This is a genomic window from Halosimplex carlsbadense 2-9-1, assembly GCF_000337455.1.
GTDB lineage: Archaea > Halobacteriota > Halobacteria > Halobacteriales > Haloarculaceae > Halosimplex > Halosimplex carlsbadense.
Genome location: NZ_AOIU01000009.1, coordinates 49,971 through 71,642, shown reverse-complemented (window position 1 = coordinate 71,642; position 21,672 = coordinate 49,971). Strand labels below are relative to the sequence as shown.

26 protein-coding genes and 2 tRNA genes are annotated in these 21,672 nt (G+C 69.5%); 7 read left to right on the top strand and 21 right to left on the bottom strand.

The genetic code is table 11. The annotated features are described in order from the left end of the window. Window positions 1–135 precede the first annotated feature (135 nt). The 7 genes from C475_RS04330 to C475_RS04300 form a co-directional block, all read right to left on the bottom strand. Window positions 136–206, bottom strand: a tRNA-Pro gene (locus tag C475_RS04330). 76 nt (window positions 207–282) lie between these two features. Beyond that, complete coding sequence (locus tag C475_RS04325; RefSeq protein WP_006882552.1) at window positions 283–2,157, bottom strand: SLC13 family permease; 1,875 nt, start codon at window positions 2,155–2,157, stop codon at window positions 283–285. Window positions 2,158–2,232: 75 nt separating this feature from the next. Then, window positions 2,233–3,102 (bottom strand): CehA/McbA family metallohydrolase, encoded by an 870-nt coding sequence (locus C475_RS04320; RefSeq protein ID WP_006882551.1) that lies wholly within the window; start codon window positions 3,100–3,102, stop codon window positions 2,233–2,235. Between the two features lie 110 nt (window positions 3,103–3,212). After that, a complete protein-coding gene (locus tag C475_RS04315) occupies window positions 3,213–5,264 on the bottom strand; it encodes a DEAD/DEAH box helicase (protein ID WP_006882550.1) in 2,052 nt (683 codons plus the stop codon). 91 nt (window positions 5,265–5,355) lie between these two features. Next, window positions 5,356–5,706 carry a hypothetical protein gene (locus tag C475_RS04310; RefSeq protein ID WP_006882549.1) on the bottom strand — a complete coding sequence of 117 codons (351 nt, stop codon included), beginning with the start codon at window positions 5,704–5,706 and terminating at the stop codon, window positions 5,356–5,358. A gap of 79 nt (window positions 5,707–5,785) precedes the next feature. Beyond that, window positions 5,786–6,610 carry an MBL fold metallo-hydrolase gene (locus C475_RS04305; RefSeq protein WP_006882548.1) on the bottom strand — a complete coding sequence of 275 codons (825 nt, stop codon included), beginning with the start codon at window positions 6,608–6,610 and terminating at the stop codon, window positions 5,786–5,788. A 102-nt stretch (window positions 6,611–6,712) separates the two neighbouring features. Continuing rightward, the gene (locus tag C475_RS04300; RefSeq protein ID WP_006882547.1) at window positions 6,713–7,681 is read right to left on the bottom strand and encodes a transcriptional regulator; all 969 of its coding nucleotides are present in this window, start codon (window positions 7,679–7,681) and stop codon (window positions 6,713–6,715) included. 142 nt (window positions 7,682–7,823) lie between these two features. Here C475_RS04300 and C475_RS04295 point away from each other — a divergent pair, with 142 nt between their 5' ends. Further along, window positions 7,824–9,095 (top strand): tRNA(Ile)(2)-agmatinylcytidine synthase, encoded by a 1,272-nt coding sequence (locus C475_RS04295; protein WP_006882546.1) that lies wholly within the window; start codon window positions 7,824–7,826, stop codon window positions 9,093–9,095. 26 nt (window positions 9,096–9,121) lie between these two features. On the opposite strand, the gene C475_RS04290 is transcribed toward C475_RS04295, so the two are convergent. After that, on the bottom strand, window positions 9,122–9,532 hold the full coding sequence (locus C475_RS04290) for an SRPBCC family protein (RefSeq protein WP_049930085.1): 411 nt from the start codon (window positions 9,530–9,532) through the stop codon (window positions 9,122–9,124). Window positions 9,533–9,721: 189 nt separating this feature from the next. Between C475_RS04290 and C475_RS04285 the strand changes: the two genes are divergently transcribed. The 3 genes from C475_RS04285 (at window position 9,722) to C475_RS04275 (ending at window position 11,967) form a co-directional block, all read left to right on the top strand. Then, window positions 9,722–9,961, top strand: coding sequence for a DUF2249 domain-containing protein (locus C475_RS04285; protein ID WP_006882544.1), 240 nt, complete (start codon window positions 9,722–9,724; stop codon window positions 9,959–9,961). 75 nt (window positions 9,962–10,036) lie between these two features. After that, on the top strand, window positions 10,037–10,687 hold the full coding sequence (locus tag C475_RS04280) for a hypothetical protein (RefSeq protein ID WP_006882543.1): 651 nt from the start codon (window positions 10,037–10,039) through the stop codon (window positions 10,685–10,687). Between the two features lie 89 nt (window positions 10,688–10,776). After that, the gene (locus C475_RS04275) at window positions 10,777–11,967 is read left to right on the top strand and encodes an MFS transporter (protein WP_006882542.1); all 1,191 of its coding nucleotides are present in this window, start codon (window positions 10,777–10,779) and stop codon (window positions 11,965–11,967) included. 219 nt (window positions 11,968–12,186) lie between these two features. Here the strand turns inward: C475_RS04275 and C475_RS04270 are convergent. From C475_RS04270 to C475_RS04250, 5 genes are all read right to left on the bottom strand, one after another. Next, window positions 12,187–12,267, bottom strand: a tRNA-Ser gene (locus C475_RS04270). Between the two features lie 27 nt (window positions 12,268–12,294). Further along, on the bottom strand, window positions 12,295–12,585 hold the full coding sequence (locus tag C475_RS04265) for a hypothetical protein (RefSeq protein ID WP_006882541.1): 291 nt from the start codon (window positions 12,583–12,585) through the stop codon (window positions 12,295–12,297). Then, window positions 12,585–12,962 carry a Rid family detoxifying hydrolase gene (locus C475_RS04260; protein ID WP_006882540.1) on the bottom strand — a complete coding sequence of 126 codons (378 nt, stop codon included), beginning with the start codon at window positions 12,960–12,962 and terminating at the stop codon, window positions 12,585–12,587. Before C475_RS04260 ends, C475_RS04265 begins: the two co-directional genes overlap by 1 nt. A 63-nt stretch (window positions 12,963–13,025) precedes the next feature. Next, on the bottom strand, window positions 13,026–13,367 hold the full coding sequence (locus C475_RS04255; RefSeq protein ID WP_006882539.1) for a glutaredoxin family protein: 342 nt from the start codon (window positions 13,365–13,367) through the stop codon (window positions 13,026–13,028). An 83-nt stretch (window positions 13,368–13,450) separates the two neighbouring features. Further along, window positions 13,451–13,867, bottom strand: a complete 417-nt coding sequence (locus tag C475_RS04250; protein WP_006882538.1) for a VOC family protein — start codon at window positions 13,865–13,867, stop codon at window positions 13,451–13,453. 181 nt (window positions 13,868–14,048) lie between these two features. On the opposite strand from C475_RS04250, the gene C475_RS04245 reads away from it, so the two are divergent. Beyond that, window positions 14,049–14,273 (top strand): hypothetical protein, encoded by a 225-nt coding sequence (locus C475_RS04245; RefSeq protein WP_006882537.1) that lies wholly within the window; start codon window positions 14,049–14,051, stop codon window positions 14,271–14,273. A 1-nt stretch (window position 14,274) separates the two neighbouring features. On the opposite strand, the gene C475_RS04240 is transcribed toward C475_RS04245, so the two are convergent. From C475_RS04240 to C475_RS24835, 6 genes are all read right to left on the bottom strand, one after another. Beyond that, entirely contained in the window at window positions 14,275–14,868 is a 594-nt protein-coding gene (locus C475_RS04240; RefSeq protein WP_006882536.1) for an NUDIX hydrolase, read from the bottom strand. Next, a complete protein-coding gene (locus tag C475_RS04235) occupies window positions 14,868–15,269 on the bottom strand; it encodes a type II toxin-antitoxin system VapC family toxin (protein WP_006882535.1) in 402 nt (133 codons plus the stop codon). Before C475_RS04235 ends, C475_RS04240 begins: the two co-directional genes overlap by 1 nt. Beyond that, on the bottom strand, window positions 15,266–15,562 hold the full coding sequence (locus C475_RS04230) for an antitoxin VapB family protein (RefSeq protein WP_006882534.1): 297 nt from the start codon (window positions 15,560–15,562) through the stop codon (window positions 15,266–15,268). Before C475_RS04230 ends, C475_RS04235 begins: the two co-directional genes overlap by 4 nt. A 42-nt stretch (window positions 15,563–15,604) precedes the next feature. After that, window positions 15,605–16,684 (bottom strand): threonine synthase, encoded by a 1,080-nt coding sequence (locus C475_RS04225; protein ID WP_006882533.1) that lies wholly within the window; start codon window positions 16,682–16,684, stop codon window positions 15,605–15,607. A gap of 577 nt (window positions 16,685–17,261) precedes the next feature. After that, window positions 17,262–18,398, bottom strand: a complete 1,137-nt coding sequence (gene citZ / locus C475_RS04220; protein WP_006882532.1) for a citrate synthase — start codon at window positions 18,396–18,398, stop codon at window positions 17,262–17,264. A 365-nt stretch (window positions 18,399–18,763) separates the two neighbouring features. After that, window positions 18,764–19,057 carry a DUF7536 family protein gene (locus C475_RS24835; protein ID WP_006882531.1) on the bottom strand — a complete coding sequence of 98 codons (294 nt, stop codon included), beginning with the start codon at window positions 19,055–19,057 and terminating at the stop codon, window positions 18,764–18,766. A gap of 135 nt (window positions 19,058–19,192) precedes the next feature. Here C475_RS24835 and C475_RS04210 point away from each other — a divergent pair, with 135 nt between their 5' ends. Then, window positions 19,193–20,149, top strand: a complete 957-nt coding sequence (locus C475_RS04210) for a succinylglutamate desuccinylase/aspartoacylase family protein (protein ID WP_006882530.1) — start codon at window positions 19,193–19,195, stop codon at window positions 20,147–20,149. A 15-nt stretch (window positions 20,150–20,164) separates the two neighbouring features. On the opposite strand, the gene C475_RS04205 is transcribed toward C475_RS04210, so the two are convergent. Beyond that, complete coding sequence (locus C475_RS04205) at window positions 20,165–20,509, bottom strand: PIN domain-containing protein (protein ID WP_006882529.1); 345 nt, start codon at window positions 20,507–20,509, stop codon at window positions 20,165–20,167. Between the two features lie 82 nt (window positions 20,510–20,591). After that, window positions 20,592–20,945 (bottom strand): AbrB/MazE/SpoVT family DNA-binding domain-containing protein, encoded by a 354-nt coding sequence (locus C475_RS04200; RefSeq protein ID WP_235728433.1) that lies wholly within the window; start codon window positions 20,943–20,945, stop codon window positions 20,592–20,594. A gap of 28 nt (window positions 20,946–20,973) precedes the next feature. Between C475_RS04200 and C475_RS24830 the strand changes: the two genes are divergently transcribed. After that, the gene (locus tag C475_RS24830; protein ID WP_006882527.1) at window positions 20,974–21,465 is read left to right on the top strand and encodes a M48 family metalloprotease; all 492 of its coding nucleotides are present in this window, start codon (window positions 20,974–20,976) and stop codon (window positions 21,463–21,465) included. The last annotated feature ends 207 nt before the right edge of the window (window positions 21,466–21,672 follow it).

Genomic DNA, 21,672 nt, shown 5'->3' with positions numbered 1-21,672 from the left:
TCGTTAGAATAGTGGGGATACTCTACGCTCCCGCGAGTTGGAGTACGCTAATGTCTATCTCGGGGAGGTGTGCGATCTCCCATTCGGGCCGGTGTACGTCATCGCTGCTACCCGTGAGATCGAACGTGAGAGGAGTGGGACCGCCCGGATTCGAACCGGGGTTATCGGCACCCAAGGCCGAAAGGATACCGCTACCCCACGGTCCCGTGACTCCTATTTGCGGAGCAGCCGATGAAAGCGTTTCGTTGCGTACCTGCCGCGGTAGTTGTTCCCAGATACACCTCACAGCCCCCAGAACGCGTAGATACCCAGCGTCGTGACGGCGGCGAAGATCAGTTGCAGCGGCGTCCCAACACGGAGGTAGTCCGAAAAGCGGTAGCCGCCGGGGCCGTAGACGAAGAGGTTGGTCTGGTAGCCGACGGGGGTCATGAAGGCCGTCGAGGCGGCGAAGGTGACGGCGAGGATAAAGGAGAAGGTGTCGACGCCGAGCTGGCGGGCGGCCTCGACGGCGACGGGGATCATGAGGACGACGCTGGCGTTGTTGCTGATGATGTTGGTCAGCAGGGCGGTGACGAGATACATCAGCGCGAGCACACCGAGCGGCGGGAGGAACGTGGCCGACCCGACAACCAGGTCGGCGATCAGGTCGGCGCCGCCGGTGTTCTCCAGGGCGATGCCCAGCGGGATGACGCCGGCGAGCAGGAAGATCACGTCCCACTGGACGGCGTCGTAGACCTCCGTCGACTTGAGACAGCCGGTGAGGACCATCAGGAGCGCGCCGGTCAGCGCGGCGACGACGATGGGGAGCACGCCGACGGCAGCGGCGCCGACGACGGCGCCGACGATGGCGATAGCGACGGGGATCTTCGAGCGGCGGTAGTCGGGGCGGTCGATCTCTTGGGCGACGATGAAGTCCCGGTTGGCGTTGAGCCGTTCGATACTATCGGGGGGACCCTGGATCAGGAGGGTGTCGCCGACGCGCAGGCGTACGTCGTCCATCCGCTGGCGGAACAGCTCCTGGCCGCGCCGCAGTGCCAGCACCGTCGCGTCGTAGCGCTGGCGGAAGTTCGCCGAGGCGAGCGACTCGCCGACGAGACTCGACCCGGGGGCGATCACCACCTCGACGAGGTTCTCGCGCTCGTTGGCCTGTTCGAGTTCGGCCTCGTCGACGTCGACCTCGGGGAGCAGATCGAGGCCCTCGGCGTCCGAAAGCGCGACGAGCGTGTCGCGGTCGGTCCGCACCGCGAACACGTCGCCGGCCCGTATCGTCTTCGGGTCGAGCGGTTCGGTGAACGTCCGGTCGCCGCGGATCAGCTGGACCAGATCCACGTCGAACTCGGTGTCGGCGAGCGCGCCGCGGACGGTCTCGCCGACCATCGGCGAGTCCTCGCGGACGACCACCTCGGTGAGGTACTCCCCCAGCTCGAACTCCTCGGTCAGGTCCTCGGCGACCGGGATGCGCTCGGGAGTCAACCAGCGGCCGACCGTCAGCAGGTATATCGTGCCGACGATCGAAACGACGACGCCCAGCTGCGTGAACTCGAACATCGTGAACGTCCGGCCGATGAGCCGACCGGAGAGCTCGGAGGCGAGGATGTTCGTCGAGGTCCCGATCAGCGTGAGCATGCCGCCGAACATCGAGGCGTACGACAGCGGGAGGAGGAGCTTCGACGGGGAGGTCTTGCCCTCGTGGGCCAGGTCGGTGACCATCGGCAGGAGGATGGCGACGGCGGCGGTGTTGTTGATAAAGCCCGAGATGGGGCTGACGACGCCGATGATAGCGCCGAGCTGTCGGGACTCGCTGTCGCGGGTAAACGAGGCGATCTTCGATCCGAGGATCTGGACGACGCCGGTCCGCTGGACGCCCTCCGAGAGGATGAACATCGCCAGCACCGTCAGCGTCGCCGAACTCGCGAACCCGGAGAGACCGTTGTCGGTGACCGACAGCCCCTCGGCGGGGTCGCTCAGCACGACCAGCGGCTCGGCGAGCAGGCCCAGGTCGGCGGCGGTCGCCGACAGCGGCTCGACGAGCAGGAGGGCGACGAGGACGCCGAGAGCGGTGATGTCGACGGGGACGGGTTCGGTGGCGAAGAGGATCAGCGCGGCGAGGATGACGAGGAAAACGAACGCCGCGCCGGCGGAGATCCCGAATGGCACGTCCGCACTGTTGCAGTGATGCGGGAAAAAGGCCACTCATCACCCGCGCGGCGCGAGCGGAACGTCACCGTCGCGTTACCGGACGCGGCCGGCGATCCGACGGGGAACGCGACCCATCCGGCCGCCTCGCGAGCCGAACAGCAGCGCGGATCCGAGCACCGCACCGACGCCGAGTGCGGGGTGAGCGCCGGCGGCCGTTCGACCGTTCGCGGCGGCGGTCCCCGCCGAGTCGAGCGCCGTCGCGGCCGTATCGCGAGCGTGCCAGGCGTAGGTCTTCCCGAACTCGACGGGGGTCGTGACGGTCCCCTGCGCGGTCGCAGCGCCTCCACGGATCCCCGACAGCACGTCCGCGACCGTCATCGTCGTCCAGTCGACCCCGGCGGGGAGCGTGACGCTCGTGAACGCCCGTCCGATCAGGGTCGGTCGGTGGGCGTCGCTGCCGCCGACCGCCGGGTGTCCTTCGGCGGCGGCGAACTGACGGGCGCGACGGTTCTGGTAGCCGGTGACCGCGACGGCGTTTCGCGTCTCGATACCGTCGACCTCACAGCCGGTCAGCACCGCCCGGCGGACGCCGTGGCGGCTGATCTGGAAGGGGTGGGGAACGACCGCGACACCGCCGGCCTGTCGGACCGCCTCGACGGTCTCGGCGAACGGGCGACCCGGTTCGGGCGCCCAGTCGACGCCGAGCGCGAGCAGGTGCCCGTCGCCGGTCGAAACCTCGACGCCCGGGACCACGAGCAGATCCGTCCCCGCGGCGGCGGCGACCGCCCGGCGCGCGCCGTCGACGACGTCGTGGTCGGTGACCGCGACCGCGTCGAGGCCGGCCGAGAGCGCCGCCTCGACGACGCGCTCCGGGGGCGTCGCGCAGTCGTAGGACGCGTCCGTGTGGACGTGCGCGTCGAGGGTGATAGTTCGGGCCGGGTCCGGCCCGGTTCCGGCAGTCATTGCCTATTCCAGGCTACCGACCGGGATAAGTCTTGGGCGCTCGCGTGCGACGGGCTGGCAGTCGGTACGGTCGCCCTACCGCGACCGGTCGGCGGCTCCGCCAGCGCTCGTCACCGCTCGTCGTCGCGCAGTTCCATCGTCCCGACGATGTCGTAGGGGTCGTCGCCCTTCCGGATCCCGTCGAGCAGGAGGAACGCGTCGTCGGGCGAGAGGAAATGGGAGGTGACCGCTCGCCCCATCGGCGTCGGCGCTAGCCCGTCGATGAACTCGTACTCCAGCAGTTTGCCGACGGCGTGGGTCGTCGGAACCTCGCCGATCATCCGCTCGTTGAGCCGCTTGGCGTGTTTCCCGCCGACGGTGACGTTCGCGAGCGTCTCCTCGACGGCCGCTCCCTCGTCGTAGCGCGTGATGACGGGGTCCATCTCGCCCTTGAGAAGTTTGAACGCCACCTCGTCCTCGCTCATCTCCTGGCTGTTGTGGTAATTGCCGTCGGGCTCGACGAGGACGTAGACAGTCCCCTTGTCGTGATAGTCCGGCCGGCCGGCGCGGCCGAGCATCTGGTGGAACTCCTGGACGGTGAGCCACTCGATACCCATCGCTAGCGAGTCGAAGACGACCTGCGAGGCCGGGAAGTCGACCCCCGCGGCCAGCGCCGCGGTCGTGACTACAGCGGCCAGATCCTGGTCGGCGAACATCCGCTCGACCTTCTTCCGGCGGCGGTGGTCCAGCCCCGCGTGGTAGGGCGCGGAGTCGTACTCCAGCTTCCGGGAGATCTCGTGACAGCGCCGCCGCGAGTTGGTGAAGATGATCGTCTGGCCGCGATACCCCTTCGACGACTTCGTGTCGAAGGCGCGCCTGACGAGCTTGTTCTCGATTTGCATCTTCTCGCGGCCGTCGGCGAACGTGACGTGGCGCTCGATGGGGACGGGCCGCTCCTCGAACTCGATGAGCTGGGCGCGCAGCTTCTGCGCGAGGTCCCCGGGGTTGCCGACGGTCGCCGACAGGTAGATCCACTGGGTGCCGTCGGTGCTCTTGTTGTCCGACAGCTCCCCGCAGTAGTACTTCAGCCGGGAGATCAGACCGTCGAGGCGGTGGCCGCGCTCGTCCTCGCCGAGAGTGTGGACCTCGTCGATGACGACCGTCCCGATGTTTCCGAGGTCCTTTCCGGTCCGCAACGCGTGGTCGATGCCCTCGTAGGTGCCGACGATCACGTCGGCGCCGGGGTCGAAGCGGCCGCCGCCGTCGTTGATGCGGCTGGCCCCCACCCGGAGCGACACGTCGACCATGTCGCCGTAGCGCTCCTCGAAGGACTCGTGTTTCTGGTTGGCGAGCGCGACCAGCGGGACGAGAAACAGCATCTTGCCCTTGCCGTTCAGAACGCGGTCGATCCCGGCCATCTCACCGATGAGCGTCTTCCCGGTCGCCGTCGCGGACACGACCAGCTGGTCCTGGCCCTCGGTCGCGCCGTTCTCGACGGCGAGGCTCTGGACCGGCAGGAGCGTGTCGAACCGGCCCTCCAAGTGGTTCTGCATGCCGGGGTGCAGATCGAGGGAGTCCACAGGGACAGGATCGACCTCGTCGACGGTCGCCGAGATCTCGTCGAACTTGGTGAGGTCCGGGTCGAGGTCGCCTTTCAGGAGGTTGGCAACGCGTTCCAGATCCTGCACTTCCGTGAGGAGGTCGTACAGTCGGTCGCGGGCGCCGCTGGTGATCTCGCCCTTGTAGGCGAGTTCGCGGTCGAGTTCGGCCTTCGCGCAGTCGGGGCAGATGTACTCGTCGTCTGCCTCGATGGCCGTCTCCGACGTGACGGGGGAGTATTGGCCCTCCGAGGCGCAGTAGCGACAGGTCCGGACGGCCTTGGCCTCCAGCTGGTAGGCGTCGAGCAGTTCCTGGAGGCGGTGGCGCGTCGCTCGGGAAGTCTGCTCGGAGATGCGGATGCGCGAGGCCGAGCGGGCGAGTTCGACGAACAGGTCGGGCGGGCGGGGCTCCTCGCTGGCGCCCTGTTTCACGCGGAGCCGAGCGGGCCGCGGCCCGGCGTCGGTCTCCTTGAGTTCCAGTATCGCGTGGAGACGCCGCTCGCCCTCTTTGACCACGGCGACCCGCACGTCGTCGCCGTACTCGTGGAGGAACAGCGTCCCGACCTCGCCGACCTGCTGTGACACATCCCTCTCTCCGTGATCGAAGTATATCAGCGATTCGGACTATCCTGGGCCGTGATACCGAACAGCAAGCGAACGTCTCCCGACGACGGTCTCAGTCGTCCAGCGCCTCGGGCTCGTCGTGCTGGACCGACCAGCCCTGGTTGATCCCACAGGCCTCGCGCTCGACGTACTCGATCTCCGTGTCCAGGTCGATCCGCGACCCGCCCTCCACGCGCTCGACGACCAGCGGCACGTCCATCTGACTGCCACAGCAGCCCACGTCGGTGAACTCGTCCCACTCGTCGCCCTCGGCGGCCGCGTCGTGGACCTTGGTGAGGTACTTTTTGTAGTAGTCCGAGCGGATCCGTCCCCGACCGTGTTCGCCGATGTCCGCCGGGAAGGAGAGCACGACCCGCGTCGCGAGCGGTTCGGCCGCCCCGTCCGCCTGTTCCTGGCTGCTCATATGTCACGGTTCGAGCGCGAGCGGTATGGGGCTTCCGGGGACGTGCGTCGCGGTCGCTCAGGGTATCTCCACGGCCCGTTCAAAGTTCGTAGCGTTCGCCGTCGACGGCCAGCGGCGCCTCGAACGCCCGGTCGGCGTCGAGGAAGTGCGAGACGTGAACCACTCGCGTCTCCTCGGCGCCCAGATCATCGCCCAGCGCGACCGCGCCCTCGACGGTCATGTGCTTCGTGCCGAACGTTCGGGGAACGCCGTCGTCGTCGAAATGGGTCCCGCCCGCTGGGTGGTGTTCGCACAGATCGGCCGTCACGATGCCGTCGGCCAGCAGCAGGTCCGGGTCCGCCAGGACCGCCCGCGACTCCGCGTCGATCCCGTAGGTCGTATCTCCCGAAATCGACAGCTTCGCCCCGGTCTCGGGGTCCTCGATCGCGAGGCCGTAGCAGACGAGCGGCGGGGGGTCGACGGGGACCAGCGTCACCTCGAACCCGCAGGTCTCGAAGGGTTCGAAGGGGGTCTCGGCGAGAACCTCGACCTGGTCGAGGTAGTCGTAGCGTCGGCGGACGGTCTCGGCGACGCTCTCGCCGGTCTCGGGGTCGCGCTCGTCGGCGGCGTGGACGGGCAGGTGGTCGAGCAGGCGGTAGGCGTGGCCCAGTCCGTCGAGGTGGTCGAAGTGGATGTGGGTGATCACGGCCGCGTCGGGCAGGGCAACGTCGTGACCGAGGAACTGGTGGCGGAAGTCGGGGCTGGTGTCGACGAGCAGCGACTCGCCGGTGCGCTCGTTGCGGACGTGGACCGAGAACCGCGAGCGCTCGACGCCGCGCTCGACGGCCCGTTCACAGGTCTCGCAGTCGCAGCCCGGCGTGGGCGTCCCCGTCGTGTCGCCCGTCCCGAGGAGGGTGACGTCCATCGGTCGACCGGAGGGGCCGGCCCCGCCTAAAAGACGCGGTCGGCGTCGAACGCGACGGCCGCGTCAGCCGGGTCGGCGGCCGGGCGGGGACGCTCGACCGTCCTACGCGGAACTGCCTTCCAGATCGGCCCGCTCGCGGATGATGTCCCGCAACTCGTCGGCCTCCTGGATGTTCTCCATCTCGCTTTCCTCGACGATGGCGGTGCCCTCGACGGATTTCCTGGTCGCGCGCTCGACGACGTACACCGACCGGGTCCGGGTGACCCGGCCCACCGAGGACATGATGCGGGCGCGCTTCTCCGCGGTCTTCGTGAGTTCGGAGTGGCCGGTCAGCATCTCCTCCTCGCGGCGTTCGTTCTCGCTGACGGTCTTGAACGGCGCGCGGTCGGTGGGGTGGACGTCGAAGCCGACCCGGGTGAGGACGGCGACGATGGGCTCGTCCTCGGGGTCGACCTCGGGGTCCTCGGGCGTCTCCTCGTCTTCCCGTACTTCGTCGGCGCCCTCGAGAACTTCGACGGGCGAGGTGAGCGGTTCGTTGAACAGCTCCTGGAGTTGGCTGGCGACTTCGACGGAGGCGTCCATGCCGTCCTCGTACTTCGAGACCGTCCGTCTGGAGACGCCGAGTTCGTTGGCCAGTCGTCCGAGCGACCAGTCGCGGTCCTCGCGGGCGTCGGCGAGGACCTCGCTGTCGATGTTGACGTAGAGGCCGCCCGGCGCCGCGTAGATGAGCGGCGGGACCTCCTCAACGAACAGGTCCATGGCGGTGTCGGGCGAGAGCACCGGGACGCCGTGGCGGAAGTAGGTGACGCCCGGCTTGAGTTCCTCGTCCCGGGTGCGGAGGCCGATGACCATCGGCGTGGCACCCAGATACGTGCCGAGCCGACGCATCTCCGCGCCGGTGTGACCGTCGAAGGCGTCGATGTTGCCGAGGATCTTCACGAGGAGGACCTCCTCCCCGCGGCGGGCCGCGATGTCGAAGCTCTTCGGCCGGATGGCACAGCGCTCGCTCACCACGAAGCCCGCGTCCTCCAACATCGCGGTGACGTTGCCGACCAGTGCCGACCGTGACATACCGAGAGGTAAGTAGGCCTTCGCATATATGCGTTGTGCCCCGGTAGAATCCGCGTGCGCCGCGTTTTTTCACGCCGACCGATAGATTGATATACAATTTCGCGGTCGAAACCCGTTTGCCCGCGGTCGCGCAATGGCCGCTGTGACCGTCATCGGCCTCGACGACACCGATTCCCGCGAGCGGGGGATGTGTACCACCTACGTCGCCGCCACGCTCGCCGAGCGCATCGAGGCGGTGGGGGCGAGCGTCGACCGGCGCGTCCTCGTGCGGCTCAACCCCGGCGTCGAGCACAAGACCCGCGGCAACGCCGCGCTCGCAGTCCACACCGACCTCGACCCCGACAGCGCGCTCGAACTCGCCCGGGAACACCTCGACCTGGCCGAGACCGGAGACCCGCGAACCAACCCCGGCGCTGTCGTCGCGCCCGGCGATCCCGATCGGGTCCCGGAGGACGTGGCCGCGTTCGCCCGCGCGGCCGTCCGGGACTATCACGAGGTCGGCGACGCCGTCGCGCTGGCCGATCGGGCGGGCTACGAGACGGCCCACGCAGGCAACGGCCGCGGCCGCATCGGCGCGCTGGCCGCTGTCGGCGCCTGGGCGGCCTTCGACGACTGGACCTACGAGTGCATCTCCTACCGCGAGGAGGACCGCTGGGGCACCGACCGGGCGGTGGACCGCGAGAGCGTCTTCGCCGCCGCCGACGGGGCCTATCCCGACGCCTGGGACACCGTGGACCGCGAGGAGGGGTACCCCGTCTGCGTTCCCCGCACCCCCTGTCCGATCCTCCACGGGATCCGCGGCGACGACTCCAGCACTGTGCGCTCGGTCGCCGACGCCGTCGACGGCGAGCCGGTCGCGAGCCGCGCGCTGTTCGTCACTAACCAGGGGACCGACGCCCACTTCCGCCGGATCGACGGGTTCGACGCCGCCGCCGAGGGCCGGGCGTATCGCGTCGACGGCGAGGTCGTCGAGGCGCCTGAGACGCGCGAGGGTGGCCACGTGTTCGCTACTCTGCGGAGTGTCGACGGCGAGACCACCGAGATCGCCGCCTTCGAGCCGACCAAGCGGTTCCGCGACCGCGTGCGGGCGCTGCGGCCCGGCGACCGCCTGACCGTCTGCGGCGAGGTGAGCGACGGGACGCTGAAACTGGAGAAGTTCGCGGTCCGGGAGCTCGTGCGGACGGAGCCGGCCAACCCCAAGTGTCCCGACTGCGGCCGCTCGATGGGGTCGGCCGGCGCCGACCAGGGCTACCGCTGTCGGGACTGCGGGACGAGCGCCGACGGGAAAGTCGAGGTGCCGATCGAGCGGGACATCGAGCTTGGCTGGTACGAGGTGCCGCCGTGTGCTCGCCGGCACGTCGCCAAGCCGCTCGTCCGCGGTGGGTTCGACGCGCCCGTCCACCCCGAGCGGTAGTTCCGACGCCCGGTCGGCGGCCGGGGCTACGCGAACCGGTCTTCCAGCCAGTCGAACTGCGATTCGAGTTCGTGCCGTCGCTGTCGCTTGATAACCGTGGCGTCGAGTACCTGTCCGACGAGCGCCACGTCGAGTTCGAAATCGGTGGTCGCCGTGATCTCCGAGCCGCCGTCGACGGGCTCGACGCGGTACTCGGTGTCCATGGTCTCGAAGAACCCGTCGGCCTGCTCGTAGGCCAGGTCGGCCTCCCGCTCGACGAGTCGGAGGTCGAGCGTCACCGTCGCGAGCCCGACCTGGTTCTCCAGGTGCATCGCCTCGCCCTCGACCGTCACCTCGGTGAACCCCGCCGCGAGCATGAACGCCTCCAGGTCGTCCATCGCGGCGCGCACTTGCTCGGGCGGAGCGTCGACCCGTCGCGAGACCGTGACCGTCTGCATACCGCCACCGACACGCTCTAGACCCGTGAGTGTCACGCCGCACCGGTTCGGCACGGTCGACGGGGGCGGGCGCCGGCGATAGCGACCGACGCCGACGCCGACCGCCCCGGCTACCGGCTCCCGCGTGCCGACGAGCCACCCGAACGTCTTCGGCACAACGCGCTCGCCCGCGGACCCGCAAGTACGGGTATGGTCAGCGACGGATCGACCGACCCGACGCGGACGCTCGACGCCAGGGAGATCGAGGGCGAACCGTTCGGCGCCATTGTGGCCGCGCTGGAGGACCTCCCGGCGGAAGGGACCCTCGAACTCGTCAACAGCTTCGAACCGGAGCCGCTGTACGGCGTGCTCGACGACCGCGGGTTCGCCCACGAGACCGAACGCGTCGCGGACGACGAGTTCCGCGTCTACATCAGTCGCGCCGAGTGACGGCGCTCGGGGCCGCCGAGCGCACCCGAACGGGTTCGGGGCGAACCATAGCGGGACGGCGACCCAAGCCGAGGTATGGTCAACGTTCCGTCGCCGTTCGGCGGGAGCGACGACACCTTCGACACCTACGACGAGTTCGTGCCCGGACACGCGCCGGCGCCCGGCGACTTCCTCGACGGGCACGACGTGCTCGACGGCCGCGAGCACCTCGCGGTGCATCGGCTGGCGCGGGAACTGTTCGAGGAGCGGGCGGTGTACGACATGACCTTCGGCTACAACCTCGCGCGGCTCAACAACGACCGGCGCCACCCCGACGCGGGCTATCGCTACGCCGTCGAACGACCCGGCGCGGTCGACGACGACCTCCCGACGCCGGACGGTGCCGACCGCGAGGTCCAGGACGACGAAGCGCGCGTCCTGCGCGCCGAGTTCACGCCGACGACGGCCTTCTGCCCGCAGAGCGACACGCTCACCAGGGGGTCGCTGCGCGCGTGGAACGGGCTGGCCGAGCGCCACGAGTTCGAACTCGTGCGCGTTCGCGTGGCGCCTATGCACCAGCGCGCGACCGGGATCAACGCCGCGCTCCGCGAGGCGGAGGCGACGCTGGTCGAGACCGGTGAGTTGCCCGAACCCGAGGACGGCAACGCCGCGACGCCCCGAGACGGCTTCGACGGCGACGCGGTCCCGGAGTCCGCAGGTCGCGACGGCTCGCGAGCGCCCTTCTAGCCGGCTCACGAGCGCCCGGCGGCCTCGTCCGCGCTCCGTCGTGTCGCTTCCGACAGTCGGATATCCCACTGGGCCCTTAGGGCCGCTAGATGACCGACTCGCGGGACCGCGCGCGGCTGGCGGCGATGGTGTTCGCCGTCCTGCTCGCGCAGGTGCTGCTGTATCCGGGCGTCGACCGACTGGTCGGCGCCCTCGGCGCGACGACGGACCTGGACGCGAGCATGTGGTTCCTCGCGGCGGAGTTCGCGGCGTTCGTCGCCTTCGCCGGCCTCTGGGGCGCTGCCAGCGACCGCGCCGGCCGCCGGACGCCCTTTATCGCCGCCGGCGCGCTCGGCGGGAGCGTCGGGTATCTCGCGCTCGCGGTCGTGCCCGGGTTCACCGACCTCTCCTTCGCGGGCGTCCTCGCCGTCCGCGCGGCCCAGGGCGCCGCCACGATCGGCGCCTTCTCGCTCGCGATGACGATGCTGATGGATCTCGACGGGGGTCACGGCCGCAACATGGCCGCCGCGGGCGCCGCCATCGGCGGCGGGACCGCGCTGGGCGCTCCGCTGGGCGGCCAGCTCTACGAGGTCGGCCCGTTCGTTCCCCTCTACCTCGCGAGCGCACTCCTCGCGGCGATCGGAGTCCTCGCGCTGTTCGTCGAGGACCGCGCGCCCGCCGGCGACCGCGACTCGCTCGCCCGCGCCGTCGCGAACCTCCGCGGGACGCCGACGCTCGCCGTGCCCTACGCCTTCGGCTTCCTCGACCGCCTCACCGCCGGCTTCTTCGCGCTCGTCGGCACGCTGTACTTCCGGTCGGCGTTCGAACTCGGCCCCGGCGCCACCGGGCTGATGCTCGCCCTGTTCTTCGCGCCGTTCGCCCTCCTGCAGTACCCGATGGGCATCCTCTCGGACAGAGTGGGCCGCACCGCCCCAATCGTCGCCGGGTCGGCGTGTTACGGCCTGGTCGTGATCGGCGTCGGCCAGGCGCCGACGGTCGCGCTCGCCGGCGCGGGGATGCTCGCTGTCGGTGTTCTCGGCGCGCTGATGTCGCCCGCGACGATGGCGCTGGTGACCGATCTCGCCGGCGAACGCGAGCGCGGCGTCGCCATGGCCGGCTTCAATATCTTCGGCAGCCTGGGCTTTCTGGCGGGCGTCATCGTCGGCGGCGGCGTCGCGAGCGCCTACGGCTACCCCGAGGCGTTCCTCGTCGCCGGCGGCCTGGAGATCGTCGTCGCCGCCGCGACGCTGCCCGTCTTCCTGCGGCTGAACGTCGGCCGGACCGCGACGTTCGCGGAGTGAACCGAGGAGTAGTGTGGGGTGGGGCGGCGTGGGGGCGGTGCAGTCCCTGTTTCCGTGCGGTGGCAGAGCGGACGAACGTACCGCGCGAGCGGAGCGAGGGCGGTTTCACCGGTCGCGACCATCGGGAGCGACCGGCTTTTTGCCCCATCTTTTTGCGGCCCGGGTTCCCCGCAGCGCCGCTCCGCGGCGCGAGGAAACCCGGGTCGGAAAAAGGTGGTACGCCAGAACTGGGATTTGAACCCAGAATCCCAAAGGGAACACGCTTTCCAGGCGTGCGCCTTACCGTTCGGCCATTCTGGCTCAGGTGGAAATACTGCGGTCGGGTGGTTAATGGCTTTCGTTCTCGGTCGGCAGTCGACCCCGGGTCAGATGCGTCGCGACGGCCGCGCCGACGGCGACGACCAGCGCCACGGCGACTTTCGCCCCGAAGCCGACCCCGAGGTTGCCGAGCAGTTCGTAGCCCTGGGCGAGCACGAGGAAGGCCAGCCCGCCGACGAGACCCCACAGCAGGCTGGATTTGGTCGCGGGGGCGAGCAGCGGCTCCCGCGGGGCCGTCCCGTCCGGGTCGGGGTCGTCGCCTGACGCGCGGTCGCCGGCGGAACCGGTGGAGTCGGCCATCACTTCGTCGCGATGGCCTCGACCTCGACGCCGACGCCCTTGGGGAGTTCGTCGACCCCGACGGCGCTGCGGGCGGGCGGTTCGTCGTCGAAGAACGTCTCGTAGGTGTCGTTCATCGCGTCGAAGTCGTCGATGTCGTCGAGGTAGACCGTGACTTTCAGCACGTCCTCCATGCCGGCGTCGGCCGCCGTGAGGACCGCGGCGACGTTCTCCAGGGCCTGCTGGGTCTGGACGTCGATCGCGGCGTCGTCGAGGAGTTCGCCGTCGGGTGTCAGCGGGATCTGGCCCGCGGTGAACACGAGATCGTCCGTCTCGGTCGCCTGGCTGTACGCGCCCACTGCCTTCGGTGCCGCGTCGGTGCTGACGATGCGCTTCATACCCGAGTGGGCGGCCGCGACGGGCTTAAACTCCGTGACGGCCGGACACGGATCGAACCGAGCTCACGCGGTCAGCTTCGGTTCGAGGTCGCCCCGTTCGTCGAGCTGTTTGAGGATGTCGCTGCCGCCGACGAACTCGCCGTCGACGAAGGTCTGGGGGATGGTCTCGCGGCCGCTGTGGCGGTCGAGGGCGGCGCGGAACTCGTCGAGCGACTCCAGCGTGTCGACGACCTCGACGTCGTCGCGGTACTGTGTGAGCAGCGTCAGCGCGCGGTCGGAGTAGCCACACTGGGGCATCAGTTCGGTTCCTTTCATGAACAGCACGACCTGGTTGTCCTCGATGGCCTCGTCGACGCGCTCGTCGACCTCCTCCTGCGGAAGGCTCTCGTTGGGTTCGAACGTCATACCCGTGGTCTGGGTCCCCTCGTGGATACCTCTTGCGACGGCGGGAGCCGTCTCGCCCTGTCGGCCGAGCGCGAGGCCGACGGTCAGGCGTCGAGGACTTCGATCAGGTTGCCCTCGGGGTCACGGAGGAAGAGGATGGTCGTACCGGTGCTGGAGGTCTGGGGTTCGCTGACCGTCTCCACGTCGTCGGGGAGGGCCTCGTAGAAGGCTTCCACGTCGTCGACGCCGAAACCGAGGTGCTTGGCGCCGCGGTCGTTGACGGACTCGGCGGCGGCGTCGTCGCCCTCGGGCTCGTACTCGACGAGTTCGACGCGGGTGCCGTCGCCGTCGAGGTGAGCGAAGCGGCCGGTGGCCTCGTCGACGCCGACGCCCCGGGAGAAGTTCTCGCCGGAGGATTCGAACTCGGCGAGGATCTCCAGGTCGAAGACCTCGGTGTAGAACTCGACGGCGCGATCCAGGTCGGCGACGGTCGTCCCGGTGTGGTGGACGCTTCCGGACATGGGCGAGTGGGCGCGGGCCAGGGTCGAAACGGTGTCGGTCCGAGACGGACGGGCGGCGAGTCGTCTCCGGTGAGACGGCGCGGCGCGCGCGGCCAGTAAGGACCGCCGAATGGACCGGTATACCGGCTTGATCGCGGGTAACTGACCCGTAACAATGATCGGTGACGGCGTAGGCCGAGCCATGCGAGAGGAACAGTCGGACCCGCCCGACGGGCGGGTCGTCGTCGGACCGCCGCCGCCGCCGACCGCCGCACCGGACGACGTGCTCCCGGCGGTTGTGCGGACGCGCAGCGACGACAGCGAGCGGTACATCTGCTACTCCGCCGCCCCGGAGTACGACGGTGTCGCCGAGACGCGGCTGTCGGTCGACACCGACGCGGTCGTCGAACGGGAGCTGTGGCGGTAACTCAGTCGAAACGCGCGTCCCGGTCCCGCAGTCGGTCGACGGCCGCCTCGATCCGGCGCCGATCGATCGGGCGAATCCAGGCGTCCGTCGCCGACACCTCCGTGAGCGGCCACCAGCGGGCGTCGGCGCACTCCGGACCGGGGTCGATCGACCCCGTCGTATCGGCGCGCTCGACGGCGAAACAGACCGAGAGATAGGCGCCGTCGTCGGGGTCGTCGACGTCGAAGCCGGTGCGGACGAGTGCGAGCGCGTCGGGGTCGACCGCGAGGCCGGCCTCCTCTTCGAGTTCGCGGGCGGCGCCGACCCGCGCGGGCTCGTCGACTTCGAGGATGCCGCCGGGGACCGCCCACGCGCCCAGGTCGGGCTCGATGGCCCGTTCGATCAGGAGGACGGACTCGCCGTCCTGGGGCTTCGCCGCACTGTCAGGGGGACTCTCTCCCCCGGTGTCGAGGACGACGACGTGCGCGCCGGGAAACGGGTTCTGGAAGACGATATCGCCGCAGTCGGGGCAGTAGCGGCGGTCCCGGTCCTCGAAGACCGCCGTCTCCAGCGCGGTCCCGCAGTACGGGCAGTAGTCGGCTCGGCGCTTGGTCATCAGTAGGACTCGACGGGGACGCCCAGCGTCTCGAAGTCGGCGACGTTCTCGGTGACGACGGTCGCGCCGCGGTTCTCGGCAACGCCGGCGATCAACACGTCGCCCGCCAACGCGTGATCCTGCGCGACGGTATCGTCCCCGTGGAGGGCCGCCTCGATCCCGGCGGCCGAGAACGCGTCTTCGGGTTCGAACGGGAGGACGGTGAGCCAGCCCAGGTCGGCGAGCAGTGACTCCAGCGACGGGTCGTCCTCGACGGTGTGAACGCCGACGGCGATCTCCTCGACGTTGATCGTCGAGGTGACCAGATCCTCCTCGCCATCGTCGTGGGTTTCGAGGAACGACTCGACGCGTTCGTCGCCGCGGTAGTAGTGGGCTAGAAACGTCGTGTCGAGGAGCTTCACGCGTCGCCCTCGTCGCCCTGTCCCGGGCCGTCGTCGCCGTCACCGGCCAGCGCGTCGAGCACGTCCGCCTGCCTGTTTTCGAGCCCCGCTCCGCGGCGTTCCCGACTCGTCCGGGCCGCCCGCTCCAGCCGTTCGCCGTCCGTGTCGTCGTACGTTCCGAATCCGCGCCGCCAGTCTGTCCGGACCGTTTCGGTCACTCGCTTGACCACGTCGCTGAAACTCTCCCCTTCGCGTTTCTCCGCGCTGAGTCGCTCGTAGGCCTCGTCGTCGAGCCCGATCGTCTTCGTGCCCATGAATTGTGTTTGTGTGCACAGACACAAAATCGTTCCGTCGGCTCACCCTTTCAACCCCGTCCCGGTGAGCGCGACGACCACGTCGTCATCCGGGCCGAGGACGCCGCGGTCGCGATACTCGGCGAGCGCCGCGGTCGCGGTCGCGCAGGTCGGCTCGACGTGAAACCCCGCCCGCGCGAGGCGGTCGCGTTCGCGCTCGGTCGCGTCGGGACCGACCGCGACCGCGTCGCCGTCGGTTTCGTCGACCGCGTCGAGGATCTGGTCGAGTCGGGCGGGGTCGCGGATCTGGATGCCGTCCGCGGCCGCATTCGAGGGTCGGCTTGCGGTTTCCCCGTGGAGTTCGTCCGCGATCGGCGCGGCGCCGGTGGCCTGGGCCCCGAGCAGTTTCGGGACCTCGTCGGTCCAGCCGGCGTCACGGAGCGCCCGGAAGCCGCGATACGCGCCGAGGAAGAGGGTCCCGTGGCCCAGCGGCGCGAGGACGGCGTCGGGAACCGTCCAGTCGCGCTGGGCGGCGAGTTCGAACGCGAACGTCGCCGTCCCGCGGAAGAAGGCGGGATTCCAGGCGTGGCTCGCGTACCAGCCTTCGCCGCGCTCGACCGCCGCGACGCAGGCGTCGGTCACGTCGCCTCGGGTGCCCTCGACGCGAACCACGTCGGCGCCCGTCCGCTCGATAGCCCGGAGTTTGCCGGGTTTGGCGTCGGCGGGGACGTAGATCTCGGCGTCGATACCCGCGCGGGCGGCGTAGGTAGCGATCGCGAGGCCGGCGTTGCCCGAGGAGTCTTCGAGGACGCGCTCGACGCCGCGTTCGACCGCTCGCGATATCGTGAGCGCGGCGCCGCGGTCCTTGAAACTCCCCGTCGGGAATATCGATTCGAGTTTGAACCGCGCGTCCCACTCGGGCGCGTCGACCACCGGGGTCCAGCCTTCGCCCAGCGTGACCGCGGGTTCGGCATCGAGAAACGGTTCGAACGCCCGGAGGCCGCGGTCGCGGTCGAGCGATTCGGGCGGGTGGTCCGTGGCGGGGAGTGGCGTGTGGGCGTAGTCGAGCGCGTGGCCACAGTCACAGCGCCAGGCGGCCGCGTCGTCGGTGTACTCGCGGCCGCAGTCGCCGCAGGTGAGCATGGATCGGGTATCGTGCCCCTCGTCCCTGTAGGTAGTGGTCGCTAGTCGGCGAGGGTGAACGGCAGTGGCGTGTGAGAGGGTGTCTGGTTCCCGGACAGTCCGTGGCGTACAGACGGACGTACCGGCGAACGGGGGTCGAAAGCCCCGGCCGTCTGCACTCCCGCGGCTCGCTGTCTCCGGAAATCGGAGATTTCCGGGATCGGGCGAGAGCACAGCTCTCGCAGACATCGCGAATCTCCGATCCGCTCAGTGACGAGAGAGCGTCGCTCTCTCGAACCACGCTCCTCGGTCGTTCGACTCCCTGCGGTGTCTGAGGGACACGGCCTCAGCTTAGCGGGACCGGAGGTCTCGCGTCACTTTCGTCGCCGGGGTTCGCGCAGACGGCCGCCCCTTTCATTCCCACCCGACCGCACAGCACCGCAGACAGCCACGTACCTCCCCAGCCGACTCGTTCGCCTCCGGCTCACTCGTCCCTCGCGCGGTGCTGTCGCGGCGCGAGAGCCGCGACAGCGCACGCCACAGCTGATCGCACAGGAGTGGAGAGAACGAAGTCGGCCGCGTGGTCGAAACGGACGGTCTACCGCTCGTCGAGGTCGGAGTACGTCAGGTCCTCGGGACCGGTGTACCGCGCACGGGGCCGGATGAGACGGTTGTCCTCGACGTACTCGGCGGCGTGGGCGATCCAGCCGGCGGCGCGGCTCATGGCGAAGATGGGGGTGTAGATGTCGATCGGGATGCCCATCTGGTAGTACGTCGACGCGGAGTAGAAGTCGACGTTGGGCGCCAGCCCCTTCTCGTCGGCCATGAACTGCTCGATCTTCGTGGAGTACTCGTACCACTTGGGGGTGCCGGCGGCCTCGCCGAGTTCCTGGGAGCGCTCGCCGAGGATCTTCGCGCGGGGGTCCTTGACGTTGTAGACGCGGTGGCCGAACCCGGAGACCCGCCGCCCCTCGGCCAGCGCGTTCTCCGCCCAGCCGACGGGGTCGCGGTCGCTCTCGTCGACCTCCTTGAGCATCTCCATGACGTCCTGATTGGCGCCGCCGTGGAGCGGCCCCTTCAGCGTGCCGATAGCCGACGTGACGGAGCTGTGCAGGTCCGACAGCGTCGAAGCGGTGGTGATGGCGGAGAACGTCGAGGCGTTGAACCCGTGGTCGGCGTGGAGGACGAGCGCCATGTCGAACGTCTCGGCGAGCACGTCGTCCGGTTCCTCGCCGTTGAGCATGTAGAGGAAGTTCGCGGCGTGGCCCAGGTCCTCGCGGGGCTCGACCGGGTCGTCGCCGTCGCGCATCCGCGTGAACGCCGCGAGGATGGTGGGGATCTTCGCGGTGATGCGCCGACCCTTGCGGAAAGTCGCCTCGCGGTCGGTGGCGGGCTCGCCGGCGTCGGGGTCGTACGCCGAGAGCATCGAGACCGCCGTTCGGAGCGCGGCCATTGGGTTCTCGTCGGCGGCGGCCAACTGGCCGACGGTTTCGAGTACGTCCTCGTCGATCGACCGCTCGGCGACCATCGAGTCGGTGAAGGCGTCGAGCCGGTCGGCGTCGGGCAACTCGCCGTGCCAGAGCAGGTGGATGACTTCCTCGTAGCTCGCGTGTCTGGCGAGGTCCTCGATCGCGTAGCCGCGGTAGATGAGCCGCCCCTCGTCGCCGTCGATCTGACTGAGATCGGACTCGGCGACGAGCACGCCCTCGAGGCCCTTCCGTAGCTCGTCGGTCATACCCCAGTCGTTCGACTGGACCGGGCAAAAGGGTTACCGTTCATCGGTGGACGCGTACGGAATCACCGAACACCTTTCTGGACGAACGTCTATCCACCCGGCGACGGAACCGCTCGGGATCGCCGCCCTCCGCACCGCACACCCCGACGTATCGCCGATCAAGCCGTCGATACGTATTTCGTCGATCGTCGTATCCGTGTAGACGGACTCCGACGATGTTCCATTCTCGCGAACGGTGCCGTTTCGCGTCGGACGGAGCGTTCGGCTGGGTAGCCCGACCCGGTTCGAAGCCTGGTCGCGGAGCGGCTGTTCGGGTTATAGCGGGCGCGAACGGCGGGGCTCGCCGGGAGAGTCGAACGGTGCAGTCACAGGCGCCGGGAGAGTCGGACGGCGCGGCCCAGCGTCAGGAGGAAGGCGACGAGGCCGGCGGTCGACATCGCGAGGACGAAGGCGAGACCGACGTACAGCGCGGGCGAGCGCTGGGACCCTGGGAGGAGGACGAAGAGGACGAACGCCCCGAGCGCGAGGACGAGCCCGGCGGCGAGTCCCACCGTGGCGTTGCGGCGGACGCGGAGCGCGGCGACGAAAGCGGCTCTGCCGCTCTCGGCGTCGGCCGCTTCGGGCGGGACGGAGTCGCCGTCCGGTCGCTCGCTGGCCATGCCCGCGCTTGGGCCACGACCGGCAAAGTCGCGTCGATCCGTGAACGGAGCCGCGCCGCGGGAGCGGGGGTTGTGGGTCCCGACGGCCGGGAGACACCGAACCGCTAAAGAACGGGCGGTCCCGCAGTGTTGGTAATGACGACGCTCGGTACGGCCCAGGCGGCCCCCGGCGAGATGGACACGGGGCGTCTGTCGGTCGGCGAGACGCGCGACGGGTCCGAAGCGGGCCTCCCGGTCGCGGTCATCAACGGCGCCGACGACGGCGACACCCTCTACATGCAGGCGGCCAGCGACGGCGACGAACTCAACGGCGTCGGCGTCCTCCAGCGGGTCGTCCCGCAGCTCGATCCCGCCGAGCTGTCGGGGACGATCCTCGTCGTCGGCATCGTGAACTACCACGCCTTCCAGGTGGCCGAGCATCGAAACCCCATCGACGACACCAAGACCAACCGCGCCTATCCCGGCGACGAGACGGGCACCTCCACCGAACGCATCGCCGCCGCGACCTTCGGCGCGGCTCGCCGCGCCGACCTGATCCTCGACCTACACCAGGGGTCGACCTCCCGGATGATCGACGAGTGTCGCGTCCGCTGTGGCAAACGCCACCGCCTCCACGACGCCTGCCTCGAACTCGCGAAGGTCTTCGGCTGTGGCTACGTCCTCGACCAGAAGGGGCCCGACGGTCAGCTCGCTCGCGCCGCCCCCGACGAGGGCATCCCCACCATCGACCCCGAGTTAGGGGGATGCGTGGGCTGGGACGAGGACTCGATCCGGGCCGGCGTCGAGGGCGTGTTCAACGTCCTCTCGTACTACGGGTTCGCCGACGGCACGGTCGACACCGCTCCCCAGACCCGCGCCAGCGGCTTCGAGCAGTACGGCGCGCCCGCCGGCGGCCTCGTCTCGCTGAAACCCGACCTCGGCCAGCGCGTCGCCCGCGGCGAGACGCTCTTCGAGGTCACCGACCCCTTCGGCGGCGTCAAGAAGACCGTCACCGCCGACTCCTCGGGCGTCTTCTGGCGCACCCGCCGGCTCCCGCAGGTCGCCACCGGCGAGTACGTCTGTTCGGTCGGAACCGACGTAGACAGTTACTGAGCGGGCGTCAGACGGTCACTCGAACGGATTATCCGCCGTCGTGAGTCTCGTCACCCCGTCGAACCTGTCGAAGTCGTCGTCGAAACTGTAGATGTGTTCGGTGTCGGTCCGCCGCATGTGCGCTACCAGGATCGCGTCCGTGATCTCCAGCCCTGCTTTTCGGTGAAACAGGGCCCGTCCGCGCTCGAAGTCTTCCTGTGCTGTCTGTCGGATCTGGAATCCGCGACTCTCGGTCAGGATGTCCATCGTCTCGACGGCGCGGTCGTGACCGGCGAGCTTCGCGATCGGATTCAGGATCTCCGGAACCGAGTAGTTCGTCACGACGCCGCGGGGAAGGTCGCCGTGGTCGATCGCTTCCACGATCGGCGTCGCCGGTCGTGGTACTGGTCACGGCTGTTCCGATACGCCAACACGACGTTCGAATCGGCGATCACGTCGGCCATCAGGACCAGTCGTAGCTTTCTGTCACTTCGACGGCGTCGGTTTCACCCATATCGACCGGTTGAACGTCGTCGGTGACGCCGTATCGCTCGCGAACGATCTCGGCGACCAGTCGTCCCTCCTCGTCTACGTTCCACTTGAGGTGATCGCCGGGTTCCAGGTCGAGGTCCTCCCGGACAGTGGCGGGGATCGTGACAGCGTAGCTCCGGTTGACTGTCGTCTCGTCGTCCGCGGCCATGCCGATACGTACCGCTTCCGTCTTGAAAACAATTACCCGGGAAATTGCCTGACTGCGCGGGAACGCAATCCCGGGTCGCGGACAGGATGTGCCGACACCGCCCCAGTCAGAGGGCATTACTTCTCGCTCGTTCAACGTCGGGACGATGCGCAGACGGACCGCCCTCGGACTCTTCGCCCGGGCCGTCGCGGCGCTCTGTATCCAGTCGACGCTGGTCGTCGCCGTCGGTGCGGTCGTCGTCTGCTGGCTGGCCGTCGGTGTCGCGGTCGCCTCGCTAGTGGTGCCGGGGATGGGGTTCCGCGCCGACGCGCCGTGGCTGGTGACGGTCGCGGGGGTCATGTTCCTGGGCGGGCTAGCGACGGAAGTCGAGAAACGGTTCGACCGCCGCCGCGAGGAACTCCTGGCGGACCCGACGCCGGACGACGCCACCACACGGGCGCTCGCCGAGCAGGCCGCGCGGCTGGCCCACCAGGCCGGGGTCTCACCGCCGGCCGTGCGGACCGTCGACCGGGCGGCACCGCGCTGTTACACGGTCGAGAGCGACGAGGGGCCGGTGGTCGTGGTCTCGACCGGTCTCCTCGACGCCCTCGACGAGCGCGGGCGTCGCGCGGTGCCTGTCTCTTATACACATCTCTGANGTCCGAGGGGGAGCCCGCAGCCCACGACCCGATCGCACGGGCCGTCGACTGGGTCGGCGACTACCTCGTCCTGTGGGGGACCGTCGGCGTCGGCGCCCTGGCGCGCGGCCGGGAGTTCGCCGCCGACGCCGCCGCGGCGCGGCTCACCGGCGACCCGGCGGCGCTGGCCGCGGCGCTGCGGACGCTCGATGACGAACTGGCCGACC